Annotated in this window: 11 protein-coding genes; 2 read left to right on the forward strand and 9 right to left on the reverse strand. The window is 35.4% G+C overall.

Translation table 11 applies throughout. The features are described from left to right. The first annotated feature begins 104 nt into the window (after positions 1–104). Positions 105–1,118 carry a LacI family DNA-binding transcriptional regulator gene (locus EM308_RS15640; protein ID WP_035635753.1) on the forward strand — a complete coding sequence of 338 codons (1,014 nt, stop codon included), beginning with the start codon at positions 105–107 and terminating at the stop codon, positions 1,116–1,118. A gap of 116 nt (positions 1,119–1,234) precedes the next feature. On the opposite strand, the gene EM308_RS15645 is transcribed toward EM308_RS15640, so the two are convergent. Both EM308_RS15645 and EM308_RS15650 read right to left on the reverse strand, forming a co-directional pair. Then, the gene (locus EM308_RS15645) at positions 1,235–3,145 is read right to left on the reverse strand and encodes a tetratricopeptide repeat-containing sensor histidine kinase (RefSeq protein ID WP_035635754.1); all 1,911 of its coding nucleotides are present in this window, start codon (positions 3,143–3,145) and stop codon (positions 1,235–1,237) included. Positions 3,146–3,347: 202 nt separating this feature from the next. Next, positions 3,348–3,542 (reverse strand): hypothetical protein, encoded by a 195-nt coding sequence (locus EM308_RS15650; protein WP_035635757.1) that lies wholly within the window; start codon positions 3,540–3,542, stop codon positions 3,348–3,350. Positions 3,543–3,873: 331 nt separating this feature from the next. Here EM308_RS15650 and EM308_RS15655 point away from each other — a divergent pair, with 331 nt between their 5' ends. Beyond that, complete coding sequence (locus EM308_RS15655; protein WP_035635759.1) at positions 3,874–4,530, forward strand: response regulator; 657 nt, start codon at positions 3,874–3,876, stop codon at positions 4,528–4,530. Positions 4,531–4,978: 448 nt separating this feature from the next. Here the strand turns inward: EM308_RS15655 and EM308_RS15660 are convergent, their stop codons facing one another. The 7 genes from EM308_RS15660 to EM308_RS15690 form a co-directional block, all read right to left on the reverse strand. Beyond that, on the reverse strand, positions 4,979–7,186 hold the full coding sequence (locus tag EM308_RS15660) for a family 43 glycosylhydrolase (protein WP_051877707.1): 2,208 nt from the start codon (positions 7,184–7,186) through the stop codon (positions 4,979–4,981). Between the two features lie 18 nt (positions 7,187–7,204). Next, a complete protein-coding gene (locus tag EM308_RS15665; RefSeq protein ID WP_035635762.1) occupies positions 7,205–9,049 on the reverse strand; it encodes an NPCBM/NEW2 domain-containing protein in 1,845 nt (614 codons plus the stop codon). A 621-nt stretch (positions 9,050–9,670) separates the two neighbouring features. Further along, entirely contained in the window at positions 9,671–10,069 is a 399-nt protein-coding gene (locus EM308_RS15670) for a response regulator (RefSeq protein WP_035635764.1), read from the reverse strand. Further along, positions 10,059–11,312: a sensor histidine kinase gene (locus EM308_RS15675; protein WP_231559994.1), complete on the reverse strand. Its 1,254-nt coding sequence runs from the start codon at positions 11,310–11,312 to the stop codon at positions 10,059–10,061. The genes EM308_RS15670 and EM308_RS15675 overlap by 11 nt, the downstream gene beginning before the upstream one ends. A gap of 269 nt (positions 11,313–11,581) precedes the next feature. Further along, a complete protein-coding gene (locus tag EM308_RS15680) occupies positions 11,582–13,519 on the reverse strand; it encodes an OmpA family protein (RefSeq protein WP_035635769.1) in 1,938 nt (645 codons plus the stop codon). A gap of 15 nt (positions 13,520–13,534) precedes the next feature. Further along, entirely contained in the window at positions 13,535–14,443 is a 909-nt protein-coding gene (locus tag EM308_RS15685; RefSeq protein ID WP_035635772.1) for a PorP/SprF family type IX secretion system membrane protein, read from the reverse strand. A 54-nt stretch (positions 14,444–14,497) separates the two neighbouring features. Then, positions 14,498–21,214, reverse strand: coding sequence for a DUF7507 domain-containing protein (locus tag EM308_RS15690; protein WP_051877708.1), 6,717 nt, complete (start codon positions 21,212–21,214; stop codon positions 14,498–14,500). Positions 21,215–21,594 lie beyond the last annotated feature (380 nt).

Below are 21,594 nucleotides of genomic sequence, written 5' to 3' on the forward strand. Positions count from 1 at the left end.
GCAAACGTTCCCGCAAACGTTCTCAAAATCTGCAAACGTTTGCAGGCAGGAGAAAGGAATTATTATTATATATTTGCTATTCTGTACTAAATTATAGACAAATTATGAAGTCAAAACCAGTTACAATCAAGGATTTATCGAAGCATCTGTTCTTATCAATCTCTACCGTATCGAGAGCTTTGGCTGACAATAAAAACATCAGACAAGAAACCCGTGACAAAGTTTTGGAGGCTGCCAGAGTATTGGGGTACAAACCAAATCTTACGGCAGTAAATTTAAAGTCGGGACGCACGTTTAGTGTGGGGGTTATTGTCCCTGAAATGATTACGCCTTTTGCATCTCAGGTTTTAGAAGGAATTCAAGAAGTTTTGTATCCAAAAGGCTATCGGGTAATTGTGGCTCAATCTGACGAAAATCCAGAGACAGAGTATAAAAACATCAGGCTTATGGAGCAGTTTCAGGTGGATGGCATCATTATTTGTCTTTGTGACCAGACTTTAAATCAGGAATTATATTTAGAAATTCAGGATAGCGGCATTCCCTTGGTTTTTTATGACCGAATTCCAAAGGCTATGGATGTATCCAAAGTGGTGGTAAACGATTATACAAAATCTCTTTTTATGGTCGAACACCTCATTGAAACTGGCCGAAAACGAATTGTTCATTTGAAGGCGCCGTCGTCAATATACAATTCGGTGGAAAGATTAAAAGGATACCAAAAAGCATTGGAAAAACACAAAATTCCGTATGATCCTTCTTTGGTAATTAATGCAGGGCTTACTTTTGAAGACGGCATGCGAGCTGCAGCGCATTTACTTGAAAATAAAATTGATTTTGACAGTATTTTTGCCTTTACAGATACCTTGGCAATAGGCGCGATGAATTATTTGCGGGAGCAAAATATCACTGTACCGGAGCAGGTAGCTATAGCCAGTTTTTCGGGAACCAAGCTTTCTACGCTTGTGTATCCTCAATTGACAACAGTAGAGCAGCCTTTGGAACAAATGGGGCGTTCTGCTGCCGAAATCATGCTCAAAAAAATGGCAGACAAGTCATTTCCAAATGAAACTATAGTGTTAGATGCTACAATTAAAATTAGAGCTTCAAGCGTAAAATAACTCTGAAAAAAACAGCGAAATTCTAAAAGTCATCAGTTGTAAAAAGTGAGATTCTGAATAAATCAAAGTATCGATTTCAATAAATCTTACCTACCTCTGAATTTGCCAAAATAACATTAGAAAACAATTTCTATTCTAGTTCCTTTTCCAATTTCTGAGGTTATTTTTAATTCTCCGTTTAATGCTTCAGTTCTTTCTTGCATATTTCTAAGTCCGATACCTTTTTTTACTTTTTCGGGGTTGAACCCAATACCATTGTCCCAAACACGAATGGTTATTTTATCCTCAGTTTTCAACAGTATTATGACACATCTTTTGGCTTTGGAGTATTTATTAATATTTTGTAACGCCTCTTGTATGATGCGGTAAATATGCATTTTACTGGCACTTGATACTGATGACCAATCAATATATTTATCCAATGATAAATCAAATCTTGTATTGCTTTGATTTTGCTGTGATTTTACAAGATCTGTTATCATTTCTGTGAAGCTTTTATCCTCAAAAAGTAAGTTTTGAGATAAATCATGAGAAATTCTTCTGATTTCGACTTCTGCTTTTTCAAGCTCTTTAACCAACATTTCTTTTCTCTCCTTTTCGGTTGTATCCAATTGTTGCAGATTGAATCGAGTGGCAAAAACACTATTAATAATTCCATCGTGTAATTCCATGGCAATGCGATTTCTTTCCTCTTTGCGCACACGTTCTGTCTCCGACTGTTGTTTAAGAAGCAATTGATAAATTTTTTCGTTGGCTTCCTGCTGTTCTTTAATCAAAGACAATTCTTTATTTCTGGATTTAAGACGAAATATAACAAAAAAGCCTACTAAGACAAGAATAATAATTCCAGAACCTATCACAATATAGGTGTTCCTTTCTGACAAAATTTCATTTTTTTCTACTACCTGATCAGTCTCAAAGGCAATTCTTGCAAATTTATTTTTCGTTATCCTTTCTACCTCCTGAAGACTGTCGTTTATCTTAAAATATTGAGCAGTAAAATCGTTTTTGTTTTTGAAATCATTCTCCATTAATAATTTTAAAGCTTGAATCGTATGCGGACTGCTTTTTATTTTTTTGGACAATGTAAGTCCCTCTTTAATGTAAGACAATGCTTTAGGAGTGTCTTTTTTGAACAGATAGTATTCGCCTATATTTATTTTACAGGACATTACACCTATTTCTATATCCAAACTGTCTCTTATTTTTAATGATTCAAACAAAAGCTTTTCAACACCATTAAATTCGCCCTCTTTCATTTTTGAATAGGCGAGATTATCCAGTAACAATGCGTATGATTTTGGGAAATTGAGTTTTAAATCCTTTGTTTGCAAACCTTTATTGTAAAATCGAATTGCTTCTGGATATTCTTTTAACTTTTCATAAACCCTCCCAATATTATTAAAACAAATAATCCTTGATTTTGCTATTTTCTTTTTATCATAATTTTCCCTTTCTAGTTGGTCTAATTGTTTCAAAGCCAAATCAAAATATTTCAATGATTCTTCGCAATTATTGAGCTCTTTCAATGAAATTCCGATTAAATTATAACATTCATAAATTAGTCGGGTATTATTGGTTTTCTTCAACAATTTCAATGCTGCTATGCCCTCAACTTCACTTTCAGAAAAGATACCGGCATCAAACAGAACACCTGCTTTGTATAATTTTGTTCTACCGGTATTCAGCGTATCATTTACTTTATTGTAAACTTTTTCAGATTGAGAATAGTAACTGAAAGCACTATCCAATTGTGCTTTTTCATCATAATAATCTCCCAGATAATAAAGTGATTTTGCTATATGAAGAGAATCGTTTTTGTCGATTGCCAACTCATGGACTTTCCTGCTTACTTTCAGATATTTATCTAAAGAATTAAGATCATAATATTTGAATGCAATTTTAAAATAGAGGTTTCTGGTAACAGAATCATTTTCCTGCCCCTGAAGTTTTTGGTATAATGTATCTAGGAATTTTTTTTCACCTTCCTCATTCAGATGCTGCTCATCCAATTTTTTAAAAGACATCACTATATCATTCCTTTTTACCAGCTTATTCTCTTTTCTTTGGCAGGAAACTACCAATACTAATAAACTGAGGGATATAATTATCTTTATTTTTGTTTTCAATTTTCAAGGAATTTAAAAATCCTGTCAAAATTAAAAATTAAAAACCAGACAATTTGTTTTTTAAAAACTTATTATCTGGTTTACTGTTTTATTAATACAATTAGGTTTTGGCCTTATCCTTATCGTCAACACCATCGTCCATAAGTTGAGCGGGAGCAACTCTTAAGGTATCGCTGGTAATTTGACTTTTATTTATTGCATTTTCATTTTTCACATCATCCAAACTGTCTGCAGAACAGGAAGAAACAATAATCATAGCCACAATTGAGCCAATAGCAAATAATATTTTTTTCATAAAAAGTAAATTAAATAATTAGTCAATATTTTTATTTCTGCACCTCCCCATAGAGTTACCTCTTTTTTTAGAAAAGCCACGAATTGGTTTTAATTTTATAATTTGGTTTATTCCGGTTTAACTATCTTTGACTACTCCTATACGAAAATAAATAGGGAAATCTTCAAAGAGTTCCAATGTCCATTTGCCATATATAACGTTGCTGTCGACAATAGGAAAAAGAAACCGCATGAAAGTATTCTATGAATATAAAAGTGTGCAAGATAGATGAGTCCTAATTTTTGTAGTTGCAGAAAAACTGCCAATTTTGTTAAAATTTAATTATTTGTGAATGAATGTACTTGTGGTAGATGACCATCCAATGACTGTAGAAGGCTATATTAATACGCTTTCAAATGCTCCTTTTGGATTAAATTCACCTGTTTTCGCAAAAGCCAATAACTGTAAAGAGGCCTACTCAAGTTTAATAAATTTCAATACCGTAAAAAAGGCATTTGACTTGGTTATTATTGATAAAAATTTACCTGCTTATGAAGAAAAAAATATTTTATCAGGAAGTGATTTGGCTCTTTTTATAAGGGAAATAATGCCTAATTGCAAAATTATAATGATTACCGCACACACAGAAGTTATAATTGTCTATGAAATATATAAAAAAATAAAGCCCGATGGTTTTTTTATAAAAAACGATATTACCCCTGAGAAACTGCAACAGGGAATTAAAGAAATCATCAAAGGAAATCCCTACCAAAGCCCGATGGTAAAAGAATGTATAAATGAAATATGGAAGAAGAAACTGATGGTTGAGGATACAAATCGGCAAATTTTAATGTATTTATCCAAAGGTTTTAAAATAAAGGAATTGGAAGGAATTATTGGTCTGACAACAAGTGCAATTCAAAAACGCATCATCCGGATGAAAGATATCTTTGAGGTTGCTGATGACTCAAGCCTTGTAAAAGAAGCCAATAAGCAAGGTTTTATATAAAAAAAATTTAAAGTACTTGACATCTTAAATTCAAAATCTGCATTAGATTTTATTTCGCAAAGAAGTACAAAGAATTAGCAAAGTTCTGCGAAATTTTTGAAGACATTTTCAAGAAGACACTTTTTATTTGCGAATCTTAGTGTTGCCTCTGAGTATCTTTGTGAAATTTATTCTTATTGATTAATCTGGGTTAAATAAGTTAACTCTTTTGAACTTTATATTTATTAAACAATATGCTTGTCCGCTATGTTGTCTATAAGCCGAAGATAGACCACAGATTGAACGGATTAAACTGATTTTCACAGATTTTTTTTGATGCTTACATTTTTAAAATTCGTTTAATTTGTGGCAAAAAAACCTTATTAGGTACGATTACGGACAAGCGCCTATTAAATAAAAAAGTTGCTCCTTATAAAAGAAACAGCCTTGACTAACTAAATTAAAAATATTATTTTTTCAAAGGTTTAATTCCCTCGTGAGTAGGTTTCACCGTTACAATATTTCCGGCAGCATCAAACTCCATTTTATCGATACAAACTTCTCGATTGAATCCTGCCGGTCTTCTCATGGCAATTCCATTAGGGTAATTGAAGCGGTGATAAACAATATACCATTCGTCTTTGCCCGGAATCTGAATAATCGAATTATGTCCTGTTGCGTAGATTCCTGCTTCTTTATCTTTGGATATAACTAAATTATTTTCCGGGATATTGATTTTTCCTGTTGGAGAATCTGAAGTTCCGTAGCGTACTTTGTAATTCTCACTTCGGGTGTCATCTTCAGACCATAAAAAATAATATTTTCCATTTCTAAAAAACACTGTTGTTCCTTCACGGAAAGATTTATCCGGAGTAATTACCTTCACCGATTCCTCTTTGATGGAAATCATATCGTCATTAATTTCGGCGACAGCCATATAATTATTACCCCAATACAAATAATTTTTTCCCGTTTTTGGATCGGTGAACACGTCTGGATCTATTTGCTGACCGCCTGTAACTCCGGTAGGATATTTGTCTATCAATGGTTTTCCCGAATCTACAAAAGGTCCTTTCGGACTGTCGGCAACAGCTACGCCTATTTTTTGTCCGGCAGTGAAATAAAAGTAATATTTGTAACTACCTCCCACTTTTTTCTCCAAAATACAAGGAGCCCAAGCATTTTTCTTCGCCCATGTCACATCCTTTTCAAGGTCAAGAATAATTCCTTCATCAGTCCAATTTACCAAATCAGTCGAAGAAAATGTTTTAAAATAAGTCCCAGACCAGTTGTCAAATCCATCACTGGTTGGGTAAATATAGTATTTGGATTCTTTTTCAGAATACAGAATATCTGGGTCTGCATAAAGACCATTCAAAACCGGATTATTTGCCACCGATGCGGTAACAGACCAAGTTTCGGCAGGATGACCATTTATTGTAACCGTGTACTTTACAGCCCCTTTTGTAAAATCCTGTGGCGTTTTTGGTTCAACACTCACTCCCGCATATTTAGTAAAATCAGGCTTAAATGAGGAAAGATTGGTTCCTTGTTTTACTGGCAAATGAACTTGTTTTTTACTATCATCGACATTGATATTGATTTTTTTCACTTCTTTGGCTTCAGGCGAACTCAAAATATCTTTTGTAGTTCCCCATTTGCTTTCCAATCGAGCCAATTCACTTGTCGTTATTGGCATAATCGTTCCGTGTCGCGGATGAAAATTCATTGAAACAGCATTATCAATAACCGAGAAATTCTCTAAATCACTCGTTCTGGTAAACTGATATTTCCCTTTTGTGTAAAGATCATACATCAGAATGTAGTCATTAGAATTATTCAGTTTGAAAACCCCAGCTCCTTCCACCGGATATTTCGTTTGCTGCACATATTTATCTTTCAGAATATAACCTTCCGTCAGTTTGTCGGAAACAGCTATTTTTATACCGGCTCCTTCTCCTTCTGTTTTGAAGAAAAGATGGTATTTTCCATCTTTAAAAATGATATCACCATCAATACAGGAACCATTTGTTGGACTGAAAAACAATTGTTTGGGTTCAGTTTCCAAGTCGGTGAAATCTTTATTAGCGTAAGCGTAATAAATAATATCAGGATTATTGCCATTTTTCATTGACCAATAAATCATATACTTTCCTTTTTGGGAATCATAAATAGTTTGTGGTGCCCAAACACGAAGTAAATCCTCATTTCCGGGAAATCTTTTTTGACTGTTTATATTGCTCGATGTCCAATTGATTAAATCCGAAGATTTCAATAAAGTCATCGCTCTGTTGGAATCCCAGCCCTTGGCCGAAACCATATCGGTTACCACCATGTAGAATGTTTTCCCATCGGCTCCACGTAAAATATGGGGATCTCTCACGCCACCAGTAGAACTGATATCTGCAGAATTAAGAATGGGTTTATTGTTATTTAATGCCCTGAAATTGTATCCATTGTTGCTAACCGCAAAACGAATCGCTTCTTCGTCATCTTTGTTTCCTATAAAATATGCAAATAAATAGGCTGTTGTTTTTACATTGAAACTCTCAGACTTGGGCATTTTCTTCTTCGAAACAGGTTGAGCATTGGCTGTGCCAAAAAATATCAGTCCTAAAACCAAAACTATACACTTGAAAATGTTCCTTTTTATCAATACTAATGAATTATTGCTCATACGTTTTTATAAAATTAACTACTTTGATACTTTGACAATTTTGTACAAACCGGCTCCATGTCGATTAATAACGGGCGCAAATTCTCCTGAAAATTCACCAACTTCTTTCCCTGACCACAAATCGGTTATAACACATTTATCAGGAAAACCAATACTTTTTAAATCAACGGCTATTTTTTCATTTGCCGGAGGTAGTGGCCCTGATGGATTTTCTGTGAAAACTAAAAACTTAACAGTAGCACCCGTATTTTGTCCAATACACGCCTCGTCCAATCCTACAGTTGTTTTAAAACGAGTATAACCTTCCGGTAAATCATATTCTATTATCGAATTTGCATGTACTCCAATTCCGTTGTCGTATTTAATTCCATTCACTGTCAATGTATTGCCCGAAATGCTTTGATTAATCTTCACCTTTTGCCATCCCGAAGTAGCTTTAACCCATTTTAAATCGGTTAATTTTGTAGCTCCTTTTTCATTGTACAAAGTTGGTTCAATCCAATCAGCATGATCCCAATCGGTTTTGTCGCCACCATCAGTAACAACCAAATACAGTTTTTTTGCACCTCTAATATCAATTTCAAGCGTTACACTTTTGGTTGAGGAGTTCTTGGCAATCAAGCCGCTGTTCCAGATCGCTTTTTCTTCAGTAATCAATTTTTGATCCGCTGTGTTGAAAACTGCCAGATATTTGGCTCCCGTTTTGGGTTCATCAGCTATCCATGCCGCTTTATTTTTGTCGGTAAAAAGAGGTTTGTTATTGGTACTTTCGTTTAGAACCTTTAGCACATTTTTATTAGTTAATAATGAAAGAGTGAAAGGATCGTTGTCTGGCAGATTTCCGCCAAACATCAAAGGTGATTTAAAAATACTCCAAAGCGTCATCAAAGTATATTGCTCCTCTTTTGTAAAAGCGGTCATACGAGGATCTCCCCTTTCGGCTCTGATTCCGATATGGCCTAGAGGCAGCATATCGCCATCTGGATAAGCGCCATAGGCTCTCCATTTGTTCCAACGCTCGAATACTTCAAAATGGTCTTTTAATTGTCCCCAACTGTCCCAAAAATCACCTACAGTACGCCACATATTTGCATTTTTTTGAACGTGATCTGCGTGAGCAATCGGGGTTTCTCCAGGCGAGGTGCTCAAGACAATTTTTCGCCCCGTGCGATTAATCGCTTTACGAATCATATCGATTTCGCCTTCAAAATAAATTGGTGACGAAAGATCATCGATTTTAACAAAATCGAGTCCCCAGGAAGCATACATTTCAAAAAGAGAATTATAATATTCCTGAGCACCCGGTTTTCCGGGAACGATTGTGTACATATCGTGTAACCAACTGCATTGGTCTTTATCTGAATAAATATCTCTGGCGGTTAGGTTAGTTCCTTTTATCGGGATGTTTTGTTTTACCGCAATTACAGGTATGCCTCGCATAATGTGAATCCCAAATTTCAATCCTTTGCTATGAAGATAATCTGCCAATGGCTTAAATCCTTTCCCGCCCGCTGCCGATGGAAAACGATTTACAGCTGGCATAAATCTTCCATATTGATCAATTACATAATCAGGATCTTTTTCGTTGTATCCGTGTGCTTTGTCATTTCCAACGTACCATCTGATATCGACAACTATATAATCCCAACCATAGGGTTTTAGATATTGTGCCATATAATCGGCGTTGGCCTTAACCTCAGCCTCTGTCACAGTAGGACCAAAACAGTCCCAGCTGTTCCAACCCATAGGTGGCGTGGCTGCCCAACTATGAAAATCTTTTGTTTTTTGGGAAATACCATTGAACCCAATGAGCGAAAAAAATAACGCGGGGAAAAACGTTTTTTTTAATTTATGTAAATTCATAAGTCTGATATTTATTTTTTATTTGATAAAATTCCAAAACTGTACTTTTTCGCAAAAGATAGTAACCGAAAAACTTCAATGTTACTTTACTCAATTTGCAAATAACCAAATTAAGTGTGAAAAATACAATTATAAAATAATTTTTTCAATAAAAAATTGAAATATCTTTTAAAAAAAAATCAATTTCGATAATTATTGTCTGTAAAGTTTGAAATTCTGGAAGGTACGAGCGAACATTGTAATTAAGTTAGGAGATTTTAGATTGAGGATTAACGATTTTTGATTTCAGATCTCGTGGTGCTTAATATAGATTGTCGATTTTACGAAGCCTCTTACATCTGAAATCAAAAATCGTTAATCAAAAATCAGCAATCATTTTTTTATTTAATACTTAACTTAATGATATTGGGCCTGAGCGAACAATGTAATTAAGTTAAGCTTTGTTTTTTCTCGCAAAGTCGCAAAAAAATTGATTCTATACTTTGCGTCTTTTCTAGAAATAGCTTCAATATGATTTGGCACAAAAACAAGAAATCGGAGCAGAAATAACTCCACCCCGACTTCTTTTGAAAAACTACGACTAATAACAAACTAACTTCAACATCAAAAAATAAACTACTATCAATTACAACACATCAATCTATCGTTAAACTCATTAATCGAAATTGGCTTACTCAGAAAATCAGCGACATATTTATTGCTTCTGATATTCTGAATTTCATCAATATCCAATGAAGAGGAGAGCATAAAAATCTGAGTATCTCTTTTTAAATCATCACCCAGAGTATCATATTCTTCCAAAAATTTCAATCCATTCATAATCGGCATTTGGATATCTAATAAAATAATTAGTGGATTCTCAATTTTATTCCGGTTGTCACAAATCCATTTGATTCCTTCTTTACCATTATTAGCTAGATTAATTTCGGTAACGTTAAGTACTTTTTTAAATAACTGAGTCATTATAAACTGATCGATTTGATTGTCATCGATTACCAAAAAAACAGGCTTAGTTCTCATATAGATAGAGATTAGGTATTGTTACTATGAATTTACTTCCTACATTATTTTGTGAAATCACTGAGATGTTTCCATTGAGCTTTTTTAAAGTTTCCTGAACTATATAAAGTCCCAAACCGGAACCTTTATTACTGTTGACCACAAAAAACATATTAAAAATACGGTCTTTATATTCCTCCTGAATACCAATTCCGTTGTCTTCGATTTCAATTTTATGGAACACTCCAAGATTATAGGTTCTGATTGCTATTTTCATTTCATCCTTACTTTCGTCCACGTATTTTATAGCGTTTGACAGTAAATTATTCATTATAATTTTCAGGCGTAAACTATCACTCTGAATTTCATCTACCAATATATCTTTGGTGATAACTATTTTCTCTGCATTCCTATTATAATTATGCAAACTGATGGTTTCCTCTATCAGTTTACTCAAACTCACTGTCTTTACCCTTGTTTCTATTCTTTTATTTTTAGAATAATCAATAATATCTCTTATAAATTGGTCTTGTCTGTTCAGACTTTGACTCATCAACATCAGATAATAATTAATCTTCTCAAAATCATCCTCCAATTTTGCCAATTCGATTAAGCCTTTGAGCGATGTGATGGGTGATCTCAAATCATGCGAAACACTATAAACAAAATTGTCGAGTTCACTGTTAAGCATAATCAGATTATCATTTTTAATCTGAACCTCTTTTTTGGATGCAACCAGCCTTTTGACCATTATAGAATGATAAAAGCTCACACTACTGATGATAACCAAAATGAAAAGGATATTTATAATAATCAGTACATCCTTAATCGTACGGGTTCCCTCACCAATAGTATTCGAAAAATTTCGTTCATTTACAGTTAATTTATTACTGATAATACTAAGCTGTAAAAGTATTTTTTGCTTAACCTCAGTGTCCATATTCGAGACTGACTCAGATCTATTAATCTCATTTCCAAAATCCAGTAATTCTTTAATCATTTTATCTCCCTCTTCCCATTCGCCAATGGCTTTTGCCAAAAAGGGGACGTCCTTAAAATTTCTAAACAACCAAATAAGATTATCCAAATCATCCTCGCTGTTTCGTCCCGCCCTAAAATATTTTTTAATAGTTTCATCACTCACATTATTACTCAAAAGGGCAACACGGGCAGCTCCATCACCCATAGGAACTTTTAACTCTTCACTAAATAGTTGCCATTCCTTTGGATCTTCGGTGTACATATAAGTGATAAGATGTCTCACTGCATCTTTCTGAGCTTTTGAATAGTGTGACTCTCCATTAACATAAGCCCTAGTAGCGGACAGAATTTTTATTGTAAAAAAGTTAATAAAAATCAACAAACCGCATGACACAAACACTATTATTAAAAGCCTGAAAATATTATAAGACCGAAGCCTCTTTAAAAAACCGATTTGAGTCATATTTTTCAATTGAAAAAAAGAATTCTTGAAAAGTCACTTTAAAATCTGCAAACTTAAGTTTTATGTGTTTTACAAAAAACCCCTTAAACCTATTGTTTTATGATAATAAATTCACTTCTTCTGTTAACTTGATGTTCAGCTTCCGAACATTTTACACCATCCAAACATTTATTCAATAACTGTGATTCTCCATATCCTTTTGCCGTCAATCGGTTTTTGCTAATTCCATTTTTTATCAGCCATTCCATTGTTGATTTAGCTCTTCTATCTGAAAGTTTTTTGTTGTAATCAGCACTGTTTCTACTATCTGTATGTGATCGAATATCGATTTTCATGTCTGGATTTTGCTGTAATACATCAAAAACTTTGGCAAGTTCTAAACCTGCGTCCGGACGTATGTAAGACTTATTCAAATCAAATAAAATAGGTTTTAATTCTAATACTTTGGCTAAATCGTCGCCTACTTTCAATTCCTTTATTGCTTTTTCTAACTGTAATGGAACAAACGTTGAACCGGATTCATCTGCAATGACAACTGGGGTTTCGATAGTAATATATTCCTCTTTTTCGGTTCTGACGTAATATTTCGAGTTACACTCAACCTCCCCAAAATCGAATTTACCGTCTTTATCTGCCATCACCACTTTTAGCATTTTATACTCACTGTTAAATAAAGAAACCTTTGATCCGGCAAGTGCCACTCCTGAAACTTTATCGGTAACTTTTCCGGCCAATAACTGATCGCAGGGATATTGAATTTTTTTTACTTCTCTGAATTTATAAATATCATCTTTCCCAGCTCCTCCATCTCTGTTGGAAGTAAAATAGCCCAGCTTTGTAGCCGAATTAATCAGGAAACCAAAATCGTCTTTGGAACTGTTTAATGTTCCACCAACATTTAAAACTTTTTTAAACCTATTACCCCTTTCAATTTTACACACAAATACATCCAAACCTCCCAACCCCGGATGTCCATCCGATGAGAAATAAAGTTCATTATCATCTGTAACAAAAGGGAACGTTTCTCTTCCCTCAGTATTAATTACATTTCCGAGATTTTCGGGTGTTCCAAAGCTTCCATTAAAATTAATAGCCACTTTAAAAATATCCGATTTACCCAATGTTCCCGGCATATCTGATGCAAAATATAAATACTTTTCATCGGGACTCAAAGCTGGGTGTGCTACACTGTAACTATCGCTGTTAAATGGCAATTCTGTAACATCTGTCCAAACTCCTTTTTTTAGTTTTGCTCTGTATATTTTCAATAAGACACTTCCGTCTCTATCTTGTCCTTTTTTTTCCAAAAAATTATTTCGGGTAAAATAAACCGTTTCACCGTCTTTGGTAAAAACAGCAGTCGATTCATTATATTTAGAATTAATAGTATTGGTAAGCAGTTCGACAGCTGATAGCGTTCCATCGTCACTTTTGTTAGCCATATATAAATTAGTAAAACCTTCGCCTGTCCAAGGACAAATTCTTTCATAAATCCTTTCTTTGGTTCTACCGGAAGCAAAAATTATTTTATCCCCAAAAAAAGAACTTCCAAAATCAGAATATTTAGTATTAACGGCGAGATTTTCTATGATATATCTCCCCGAGTTTTTCTTTATAATCGCCAAATAATCCTTTTGATCTGCAGCTAATTTACCTCTACTGTCTTCTTTATTCAATTGACTGAATTTTGCCATCATTTGATCGGCTTTTTCATAATCTTTAATCGCTTTTAAAGACTGTGCATAACGATGATAAATTTCCTCTGTTAAATTCGGATTGACAGCATATAGTTCACCATACCATTTGGCCGCATTAGGCAAATCAGCTTTAAAATAATAGGAATCGGCTAATTTTTCTAGCAGTTCAGGAGATTTGTAACCTCTCTCAACTATTCTTTCGTAGGTTTTTATGGCATCAACATAGGCATATTGATCATATTTTTTATCTCCCTTAGCCAAACTCGTTTTTTGTGAATATGCATTTATCATACTAATGATAAACACAATGATATAGGTAGTTTTTTTCATGACAGCAGTTTTGTTTTAGAAGAATCTAGGTGATGCAACTCTCTCTTGTTTTTTGAATAACTCAAATCGCAGGAATACTTCGTGCGAACCTGAATTGTAATTGTTCAATTTGGTCGTTTCCAAATCATAACCATATCCAATATACAATCCTTGACTAACTTGAAATCCCGCCATAAAACTCGCTGCGGCATCCCATCTCCAGGCAGCACCGAGAACAAATTTTTCGCTGAACAAAAAATTGGCAGATAAATCTACCTGCAATGGAGAACCCACCACCGTTTTGCACATAAAGGCAGGTTTGAACTGAATGTTTGGACTTAAATCAAAAACATATCCCCCTATCAAATAAACATGCATGCGTTCTAAAGATGTGGCAACATCATTATCATCATAATAATCTGTCTGTAAAAAATTTGGAACCGACAATCCTAAATAAAGTTTATCCGAATAGAAATAAGTCCCCGCACCTATATTTGGCGAAAATTCACTGTTGATACTATTCTGAAATTTGGGATCATTTACATCATATCGATTTAATTTTGAATAATCAACATCTAATAAATTAGCCGTTCCTTTTACACCAAAAGATAATTTATATGCAAAAGAAGTTCGAATGGTGTATGAAACATCTGCTGAAATAGTAGTCTCATTTGAGGCTCCTATCCTGTCATTGACAAATGAAAGTCCGACACCTAAATTTGAATTTACGATAGGACTATTGATCGAAGCCGAACTCGTTACCGGAGCTCCATCCATCCCAACCCATTGCGTTCTGTACAATCCAAAAATACTTGTAACTCCCCGCGAACCTGCGTAAGCCGGATTGATATTGATCGTATTGTACATATAATTGGTATATTGGGCGTCTTGCTGTGCGTATATTGATAGATTCACTAACAATAAAATAATTAGTAGGTTTTTCATATGTTTTTTTTTAAATTGTGAAGAAATGATGATGTTGGGTTGAAAATTTTAAAATTAATTTCGGCTTATATTCAGATAACCCGATTTATCAATTCCAGCACCGCTAAAATCTTCGTACTTAATAACATAAAAATAAGTTCCAGTAGGCAATCCTTCTGATTTATTAACAGTTACCCTACCTTCGGAATATCCTTTAAAAGCAACAGTATCATTATTATATCCTTCGGCCTCATATACCTTAACCCCCCAACGGTTAAATACTTGAACCGAGTTTTTTGGATAACATTCAATTCCTCGAATACGGAAAATATCGTTCAATCCGTCACCATCCGGAGATACAGCATTAAATACTTCAAGAGTACAACCATCGATTTCCAAAACTGTAGGATCGTCTTGCAAAGGGCTATCATCATCTGACAAATCGGTAACTTGTGCACCCGTCGGAGTAAACCCTTTTATTATCGCTTGATTGGTTACAGAACCCTTTACAACATCTTGCTGAGTTACATGATAAGTCGCTTTAAAAGTTGTTGTATCTGTTGCTCCAACCGCTAGGTTTATTGGTCCACCAGAAATTACAATTCCCACTAAAGCATCAGTAAGTGTTACATTTGTAAGTGGCAAATTCCCTGTGTTCATTATGGTAAATGAATAATCGATTGTCTCTCCAATCTCTGCATAACCATCTCCATTTTCATCTCTGAAAACACCTTTTTTAATAATAGCAATCGAAGGAGCCTGAGGAATTGCAGTTATTGTACACGTCAAACAATTAGAGAGCACCGGACATTGAATACAAGGAGTTGGATCTGTAGATACAGCTGTAACTTTTGCATTTGCAGAAGATAGAGCCGAAATTATGGCCGAATTATAAACATAGCCCGATACAATATCGGCATCGGTAATAGAATACACCGCCGAGAACGCAACACTATCGGAAGCACCGACTGAAAGCGAACTCAAAGTACCTTTTACTGTAGTAACATTATTGTCCTGTATCGTAATATTATGCAAAGAAACATTCCCTGTATTTGTTACCGTGAAAGAGTAATTAATAACATCACCAACATTGGCAATTCCATCTTTATTTTTGTCCTCATAAGTGCCTTCTTTCATAATTGAAATCGCCGAATTTGTATTCAATGTAGTTATAGTTGGGTTGTCATTGTTAACGGCAGTTCCCGATATATCTGTAACCGTCCCGCCAGTTGGAATAGTTCCTATTACAGTAGCACTATTGGTTATTTGTCCGGCATCAATATCTGATTGCTTAATAATATAAGTCGATGTTGCAGTTCCAATGGAGTTTGGTGCCAAAGTACTTGGAGTTACCGCCAGATTCACGGTATTCGTTAAAGCATCATTAATTACAATATTGTTTAAAGTTGTATTTCCTGTGTTGGTCACCGTGAATGTATAAGTCACTTTGTCTCCCACTTTAATGGTTGTGCCCACGACCGATGTTTTTACAACGGCAATGCTTGGACTTGTTGTCAAAGTGGTTACCGTTGGCGTATCGTTTGTTATTGCTGTTCCAGAAATATCAGTAACTGTTCCGCCCGCTGGCGTGGTTCCTGTTACGGTAGCGCTATTGGTTATTTTCCCTGCATCAATATCTGATTGCTTAATAATATAAGTTACTGTAGTTGTCGCTGTAGCATTTGGAGCTAAGTTCCCTACAGTTACCACTTTATTGACTGTATTAGTCAATACATCATTTATGACAATATTACTTAAAGTAGTATTTCCTGTATTGGTCACCGTAAAAGTATAAGTCACTACATCGCCCACCTTTCCGGTTCCGCCGACTACCGATGTTTTTACAACGGCAATGCTTGGACTTGTTGTCAAAGTGGTTACTGTTGGAGTATTGTCTGTTATCGTTGTCCCTGATATATCTGTAACTGTTCCGCCTGTTGGAATAGTTCCTGTTACGGTAGCACTATTAGTTATTTTCCCTGCATCAATATCTGATTGTTTAATTATATAGGTCGATGTTGCAGTTCCAATGCCATTTGGTACCAAAGTACTTGGAGTTACAGACAAATTCACACTATTAGTCAAAGCATCATTGATAACAATACCGTTCAAAGTTGTGTCGCCTGTATTGGTCACTGTGAAAGTGTAAGTAACCAAATCGCCCACTTTTCCGGTTCCGCCCACAACTGATGTCTTTACAACAGCAATACTTGGAAAAGATACCGCCACTGTCACAGTAGCTGTGTCACAGTTTGTTGTAGAGTTTAATTTTTCGCAAATAGTATAATCTACAGAATAAGTTCCTGCAGGCGTATTTGGTGCAACCGTTACGCTTCCGTCTGGGTTTATTGTTAATGGACCATTTGGTGTTGAAGTCAATGTCACATCTAATGGATTAACCGGAACCCCGTTTTGTGTATCGTTGGCAAGAACATTGATTCCAGTGTTGCCACCAACGTTTCCATAAACTGGCAATGTATTGGTATCCACCACCGCATCAACAACTGCCGCCGATACAACTACTGTCACTGTAGCTGTGTCGCAGTTTGTTGTAGAGTTTAATTTTTCGCAAATGGTATAATCTACAGAATAAGTTCCAACAGGTGTATTTGATGCAACCGTTACGCTTCCGTCTGGGTTTATTGTCAATATACTAGTTGGTGTTGAAATCAATGTCACATCTAATGGATTAACCGGAACTCCGTTTTGTGTATCGTTGGCAAGAACATTGATTCCAGTGTTGCCACCAACGTTTCCGTAAACTGGCAATGTATTGGTATCTACCACTGCATCAACAACTGCCGCCGATACAACAACGGTCACTGTAGCTGTATCGCAGTTTGTTGTTAGGTTTAATTTTTCGCAAATGGTATAATCTACAGAATAAGTTCCAACAGGTGTATTTGGTGCAACCGTAACGCTTCCGTCTGTGTTTACCTTTAATTGGCTAGTTGGTGTTGAAGTCAGCGTAAAATCTGATGGATTTATCAATACTCCGTTCAGCGTATCATTAGCATAAACATTAATATCTGTGTTGCCACCAACATTTCCATAAACTGGCAATGTATTGGTATCCACCACTGCATCAACAACTGCCGCCGATACAACTACGGTCACTGTAGCCGTATCGCAGTTTGTTGTTAGGTTTAATTTTTCGCAAATAGTATAATCTATCGTGTAGCTTCCCGCAGGTGTATTTGGTGCAACCGTTACGCTTCCGTCTGGGTTTATTGTCAATATACTAGTTGGTGTTGAAGTCAATGTCACATCTAATCGATTAACTGGAACTCCGTTTTGTGTATCATTGGCAAGAACATTAATATCTGTGTTGCCACCAACATTTCCATAAACTGGCAATGTATTGGTATCTACAACCGCATCAACAACTGCCTTCGATACAACTACGGTCACTGTAGCCGTATCGCAATTGTTGGTCGAATTTAATTTTTCGCAAATGGTATAATCTACAGAATAAGTTCCTGCAGGCGTTTTTGGTGCAACCGTTACGCTTCCGTCTGGGTTTATTGTTAATATACTAGTTGGTGTTGAAATCAGCGTAAAATCTGATGGATTTATCAATACTCCGTTCAGCGTATCATTAGCATAAACATTAATATCTGTGTTGCCGCCAACATTTCCATAAACCGGCAATGTATTGGTATCTACAACCGCATCAACAACTGCCGCCGATACAACTACGGTCACTGTAGCCGTATCGCAATTGTTGGCCGAATTTAATTTTTCGCAAATAGTATAATCTACTGTATAAGTTCCTGCAGGTGTATTTGGTGCAACCGTTACGCTTCCGTCTGCATTTACCGTTAAAGGACCGTTTGGAGATGAACCAAAAATCACATCTGATGGATTTACCAATACTCCGTTCAACGTATCATTGGCATAAACATTGATTCCTGCATTTCCTCCAACATTACCGTAAATTATGGGAGCAGTGTTGTTATTATCATTTACTGCATCAATTGGAACTGCCGATACCAATACCGTAACCGTAGCCGAATCACAATTGGATCCGTTTAAGTTTTCACAAATAGTATAAGTTACAGTATAAGTTCCGGCAGGGGTATTTGGCGCAACCGTAACGCTTCCGTCTGCATTTACCGTTAATGGCCCGTTTGGAGTTGAACTCAATGTTACATCTGATGGATTTATCAAAACTCCTCCTACAGTAGTATCATTGGCATACACATTGATTCCCGGATTCCCTCCAACATTTCCGTAAATTGTTGTTGTATTAGTGTCATCTTCTGCATTAATTGTAGCCGCCGTTACCACTATGTTTACTGTGGCTGTATCACAAGTCAATGAATTCAGCTTGTAACAAATTTGATATGTAATTGAGTAATTCCCAGCTGGAGTTCCCGCAGGAACACTTACTACTCCAGTAGCAATATCTATTGAAGGCACCGATGCTCCAACAGTCAATGGTACAGCTGGAGTCAATACTGCTAAATTTACATCACTGATTGTTGCTGGATTTCCGCTTAATGTATCATTTGTCAACACATTCCCGATATTCGAATCACCAGAAGCCCCTGCAATTGGAGGAAAATTATCATCTATAGCATCGATAACAGCGCAAAATAATGTTCCACCGCTTGTGCCCGATGTATTAACAAATGCACCATAAACATTAATATCATTTATAACACTTGCAAGTGATCCAACGGTAATCCTAATTTCATCAAAAGATTTTGTTGCCCTGAAACCTACATTATACATTCCAGCACCGGTGCCAAAAGATGTCAATAAATTAAGGTTTATTATATTTGAAGCGCTTCTTGATTCCTGAAGGACTCCATCTAAATAAGTAGAAATAGTCAAAGAATTAAATAAATCCAACTGAAGTAAACTATTCCTGTCTCGTATTGTAAATCCTGCAATAGTACCCGCTGGATAAGTTGATAATTGATCCAGAACCGCGATTGAAGCCGGGGCAATTACTCCTGCCGTAACCATAATTCTGGCAAAATCGGTAGTGCTTGCTGTCAATACATTATTGGTATCATTGACAGCACAAGACACACAAGCTACTCCTTGAACACCTGTTTTATTACTATCAATAATTACCGGAAAAGTTGGATTTGTTAACGAATAAGTCTTGTTACATTCTAAAGTTACGGGACACAACTTTTCAAAAACAGCCTGATACACTCTTACGATTCCCAAATTTACAGATGCTGTATTGGCAATCGTAATTCGGGCTTCGTCAAAAGATTTTGTGGCAATAAAACCAATAGTCTGTGGACTGGTTCCCACCAAAAGATTTGTACCAACCGTAGCCAAAGCCGTATTCCCCGCTTTAATTTCCTGCGGCACACCATCAAGATAAGTTGTTATTGTAATAGCATCCAGAGCATTAACGCTTAATAATGCAGGATTTTCAACCGTAAAACCTACGAAAGAACCTATCGGATAATCTTTTATCTGATCTTTTACAGAAATGCTTCCCGAGGCCAGAACACCAGCAGTCAAATTAATTTCGGCATAATTTGAAGGTGTTTGATCGATTAAATTTTCAGCATTTTTTACTGAACAAAGCAGACAGGCTACCCCTTCAATACCAGTATTTGCGGCATTGATATAAACTGGATAAGTTGGTGCCACCATTCCGGTTTGCGTGTTACAAACTAAATCAGGACCTGCACAAAAATTCTCAAAAACTGCACCGTAAACTTTGGTTGATCCTAAATTCACTCCTAAAGTTTGATTTATCGAAATCTGAACTTCGTCAAAAGAAGTCGTTGACACAAAACCAACTTTGTATCGTCCTGATGAATTTAACAAAGTTCCGGTCGCTACTAAATTATTTCCTGAAATTATTTGTTTTGCAACTCCATCAAGATAAGTGGTAACGGTTACATTACCCAAAGCCGAAACATTTAGTAAACTTGTGTTTTCAATTTCAAAACCGGCATAAGTACCCACCGGATAATCGGTAAGTTGGTCTTTTACCGAAATATTTCCAGTGGCTAAAACTCCTGCCGTCAAAGATATTGTTGCAAAATCGTTTGTATTGGAACTAATGACATTTTCGCCATCATAAATATTTCCAATACTCACTCCTGAAACACCTGTATGTGAAGGTTCCAAACTAACTGGATATACTGGCAAATTCATTGCAGTAGCCGTATTGCAAATCAAAGCCGGTCCCGCACAATAATTTCGAATTACAGGGTAATACACATTTACAGTATTCAATAAACTAACCAAGCCTCCAACAGAAATTTCAATAGCATCAAAACTTTGTTTCGTATTAAATCCCACAACATAATCATTGCTTGAACCGTTAAGTAGCCCCACTCCCAAAAGCGAAGCCCCAGTTACCGATTCCTTTTCAACTCCATTCAAATAAGTAGTGATTGTTATTGATCCCAGCAAATTTACATTCAGCAATCCTCCCGTATTGATTTTAAAACCTGCATAAGTACCCGCCAGATAATCTGTGTTTGTATCTGTTACCCTCAAATTTTCTGTCCCTATTGCGCCAACAGCTACCACCGCTGTTGCAAAATTATTCAAATTGGCATCTATCAACCTGGGTTCATTAAGAGCTGTACAAACACACACTCCACTAATACTGCTCGTTGCAGTCAGACCACCAAAAGTACTTTCAATAAAAGGAATAGGTACATCTGAATTGCATTGTGCCGAAATAATTGTTGTCGAACACAAATAAAAAGTCATTAAAAGCAATATTCTTTTGAATAAAGCTTGTGATGAAACAATTGAAAAAACAGTTAGATTAAAAGGAAGATTTGGGTATTTTTTTTCCATAAACGTGGGGGTTAAATTTTTTTAAATGAAACAGATACAGAACTCTATTACATTTTTGAGGCGAAAAAAAACCACTTATTAGGCTTGTTTAAGTCTCAAAATATTAACAAACTTTATAAGCAATATTTAAAATATAAGCTTAAAATTTATCACTTTAGTAAAATTAAAGTTTTAAAAAACGATTTCAACAAAATTCATGTAGACAAAAACCGACAAGAACATAGAATTAATTCTAGAAGAAAAAAAAGAAAAAAACCAATAACGAAGTAAATACACAGGGATAATCCTTACAATTAAACATTTTTCCAAATTATCAAAATGATCAAAGGAGAGATCATTATTCAGAAAAAAATTAAAGCTGAATAAATAAAAAATTTGAT

This window comes from Flavobacterium gilvum (assembly GCF_001761465.1).
GTDB lineage: Bacteria > Bacteroidota > Bacteroidia > Flavobacteriales > Flavobacteriaceae > Flavobacterium > Flavobacterium gilvum.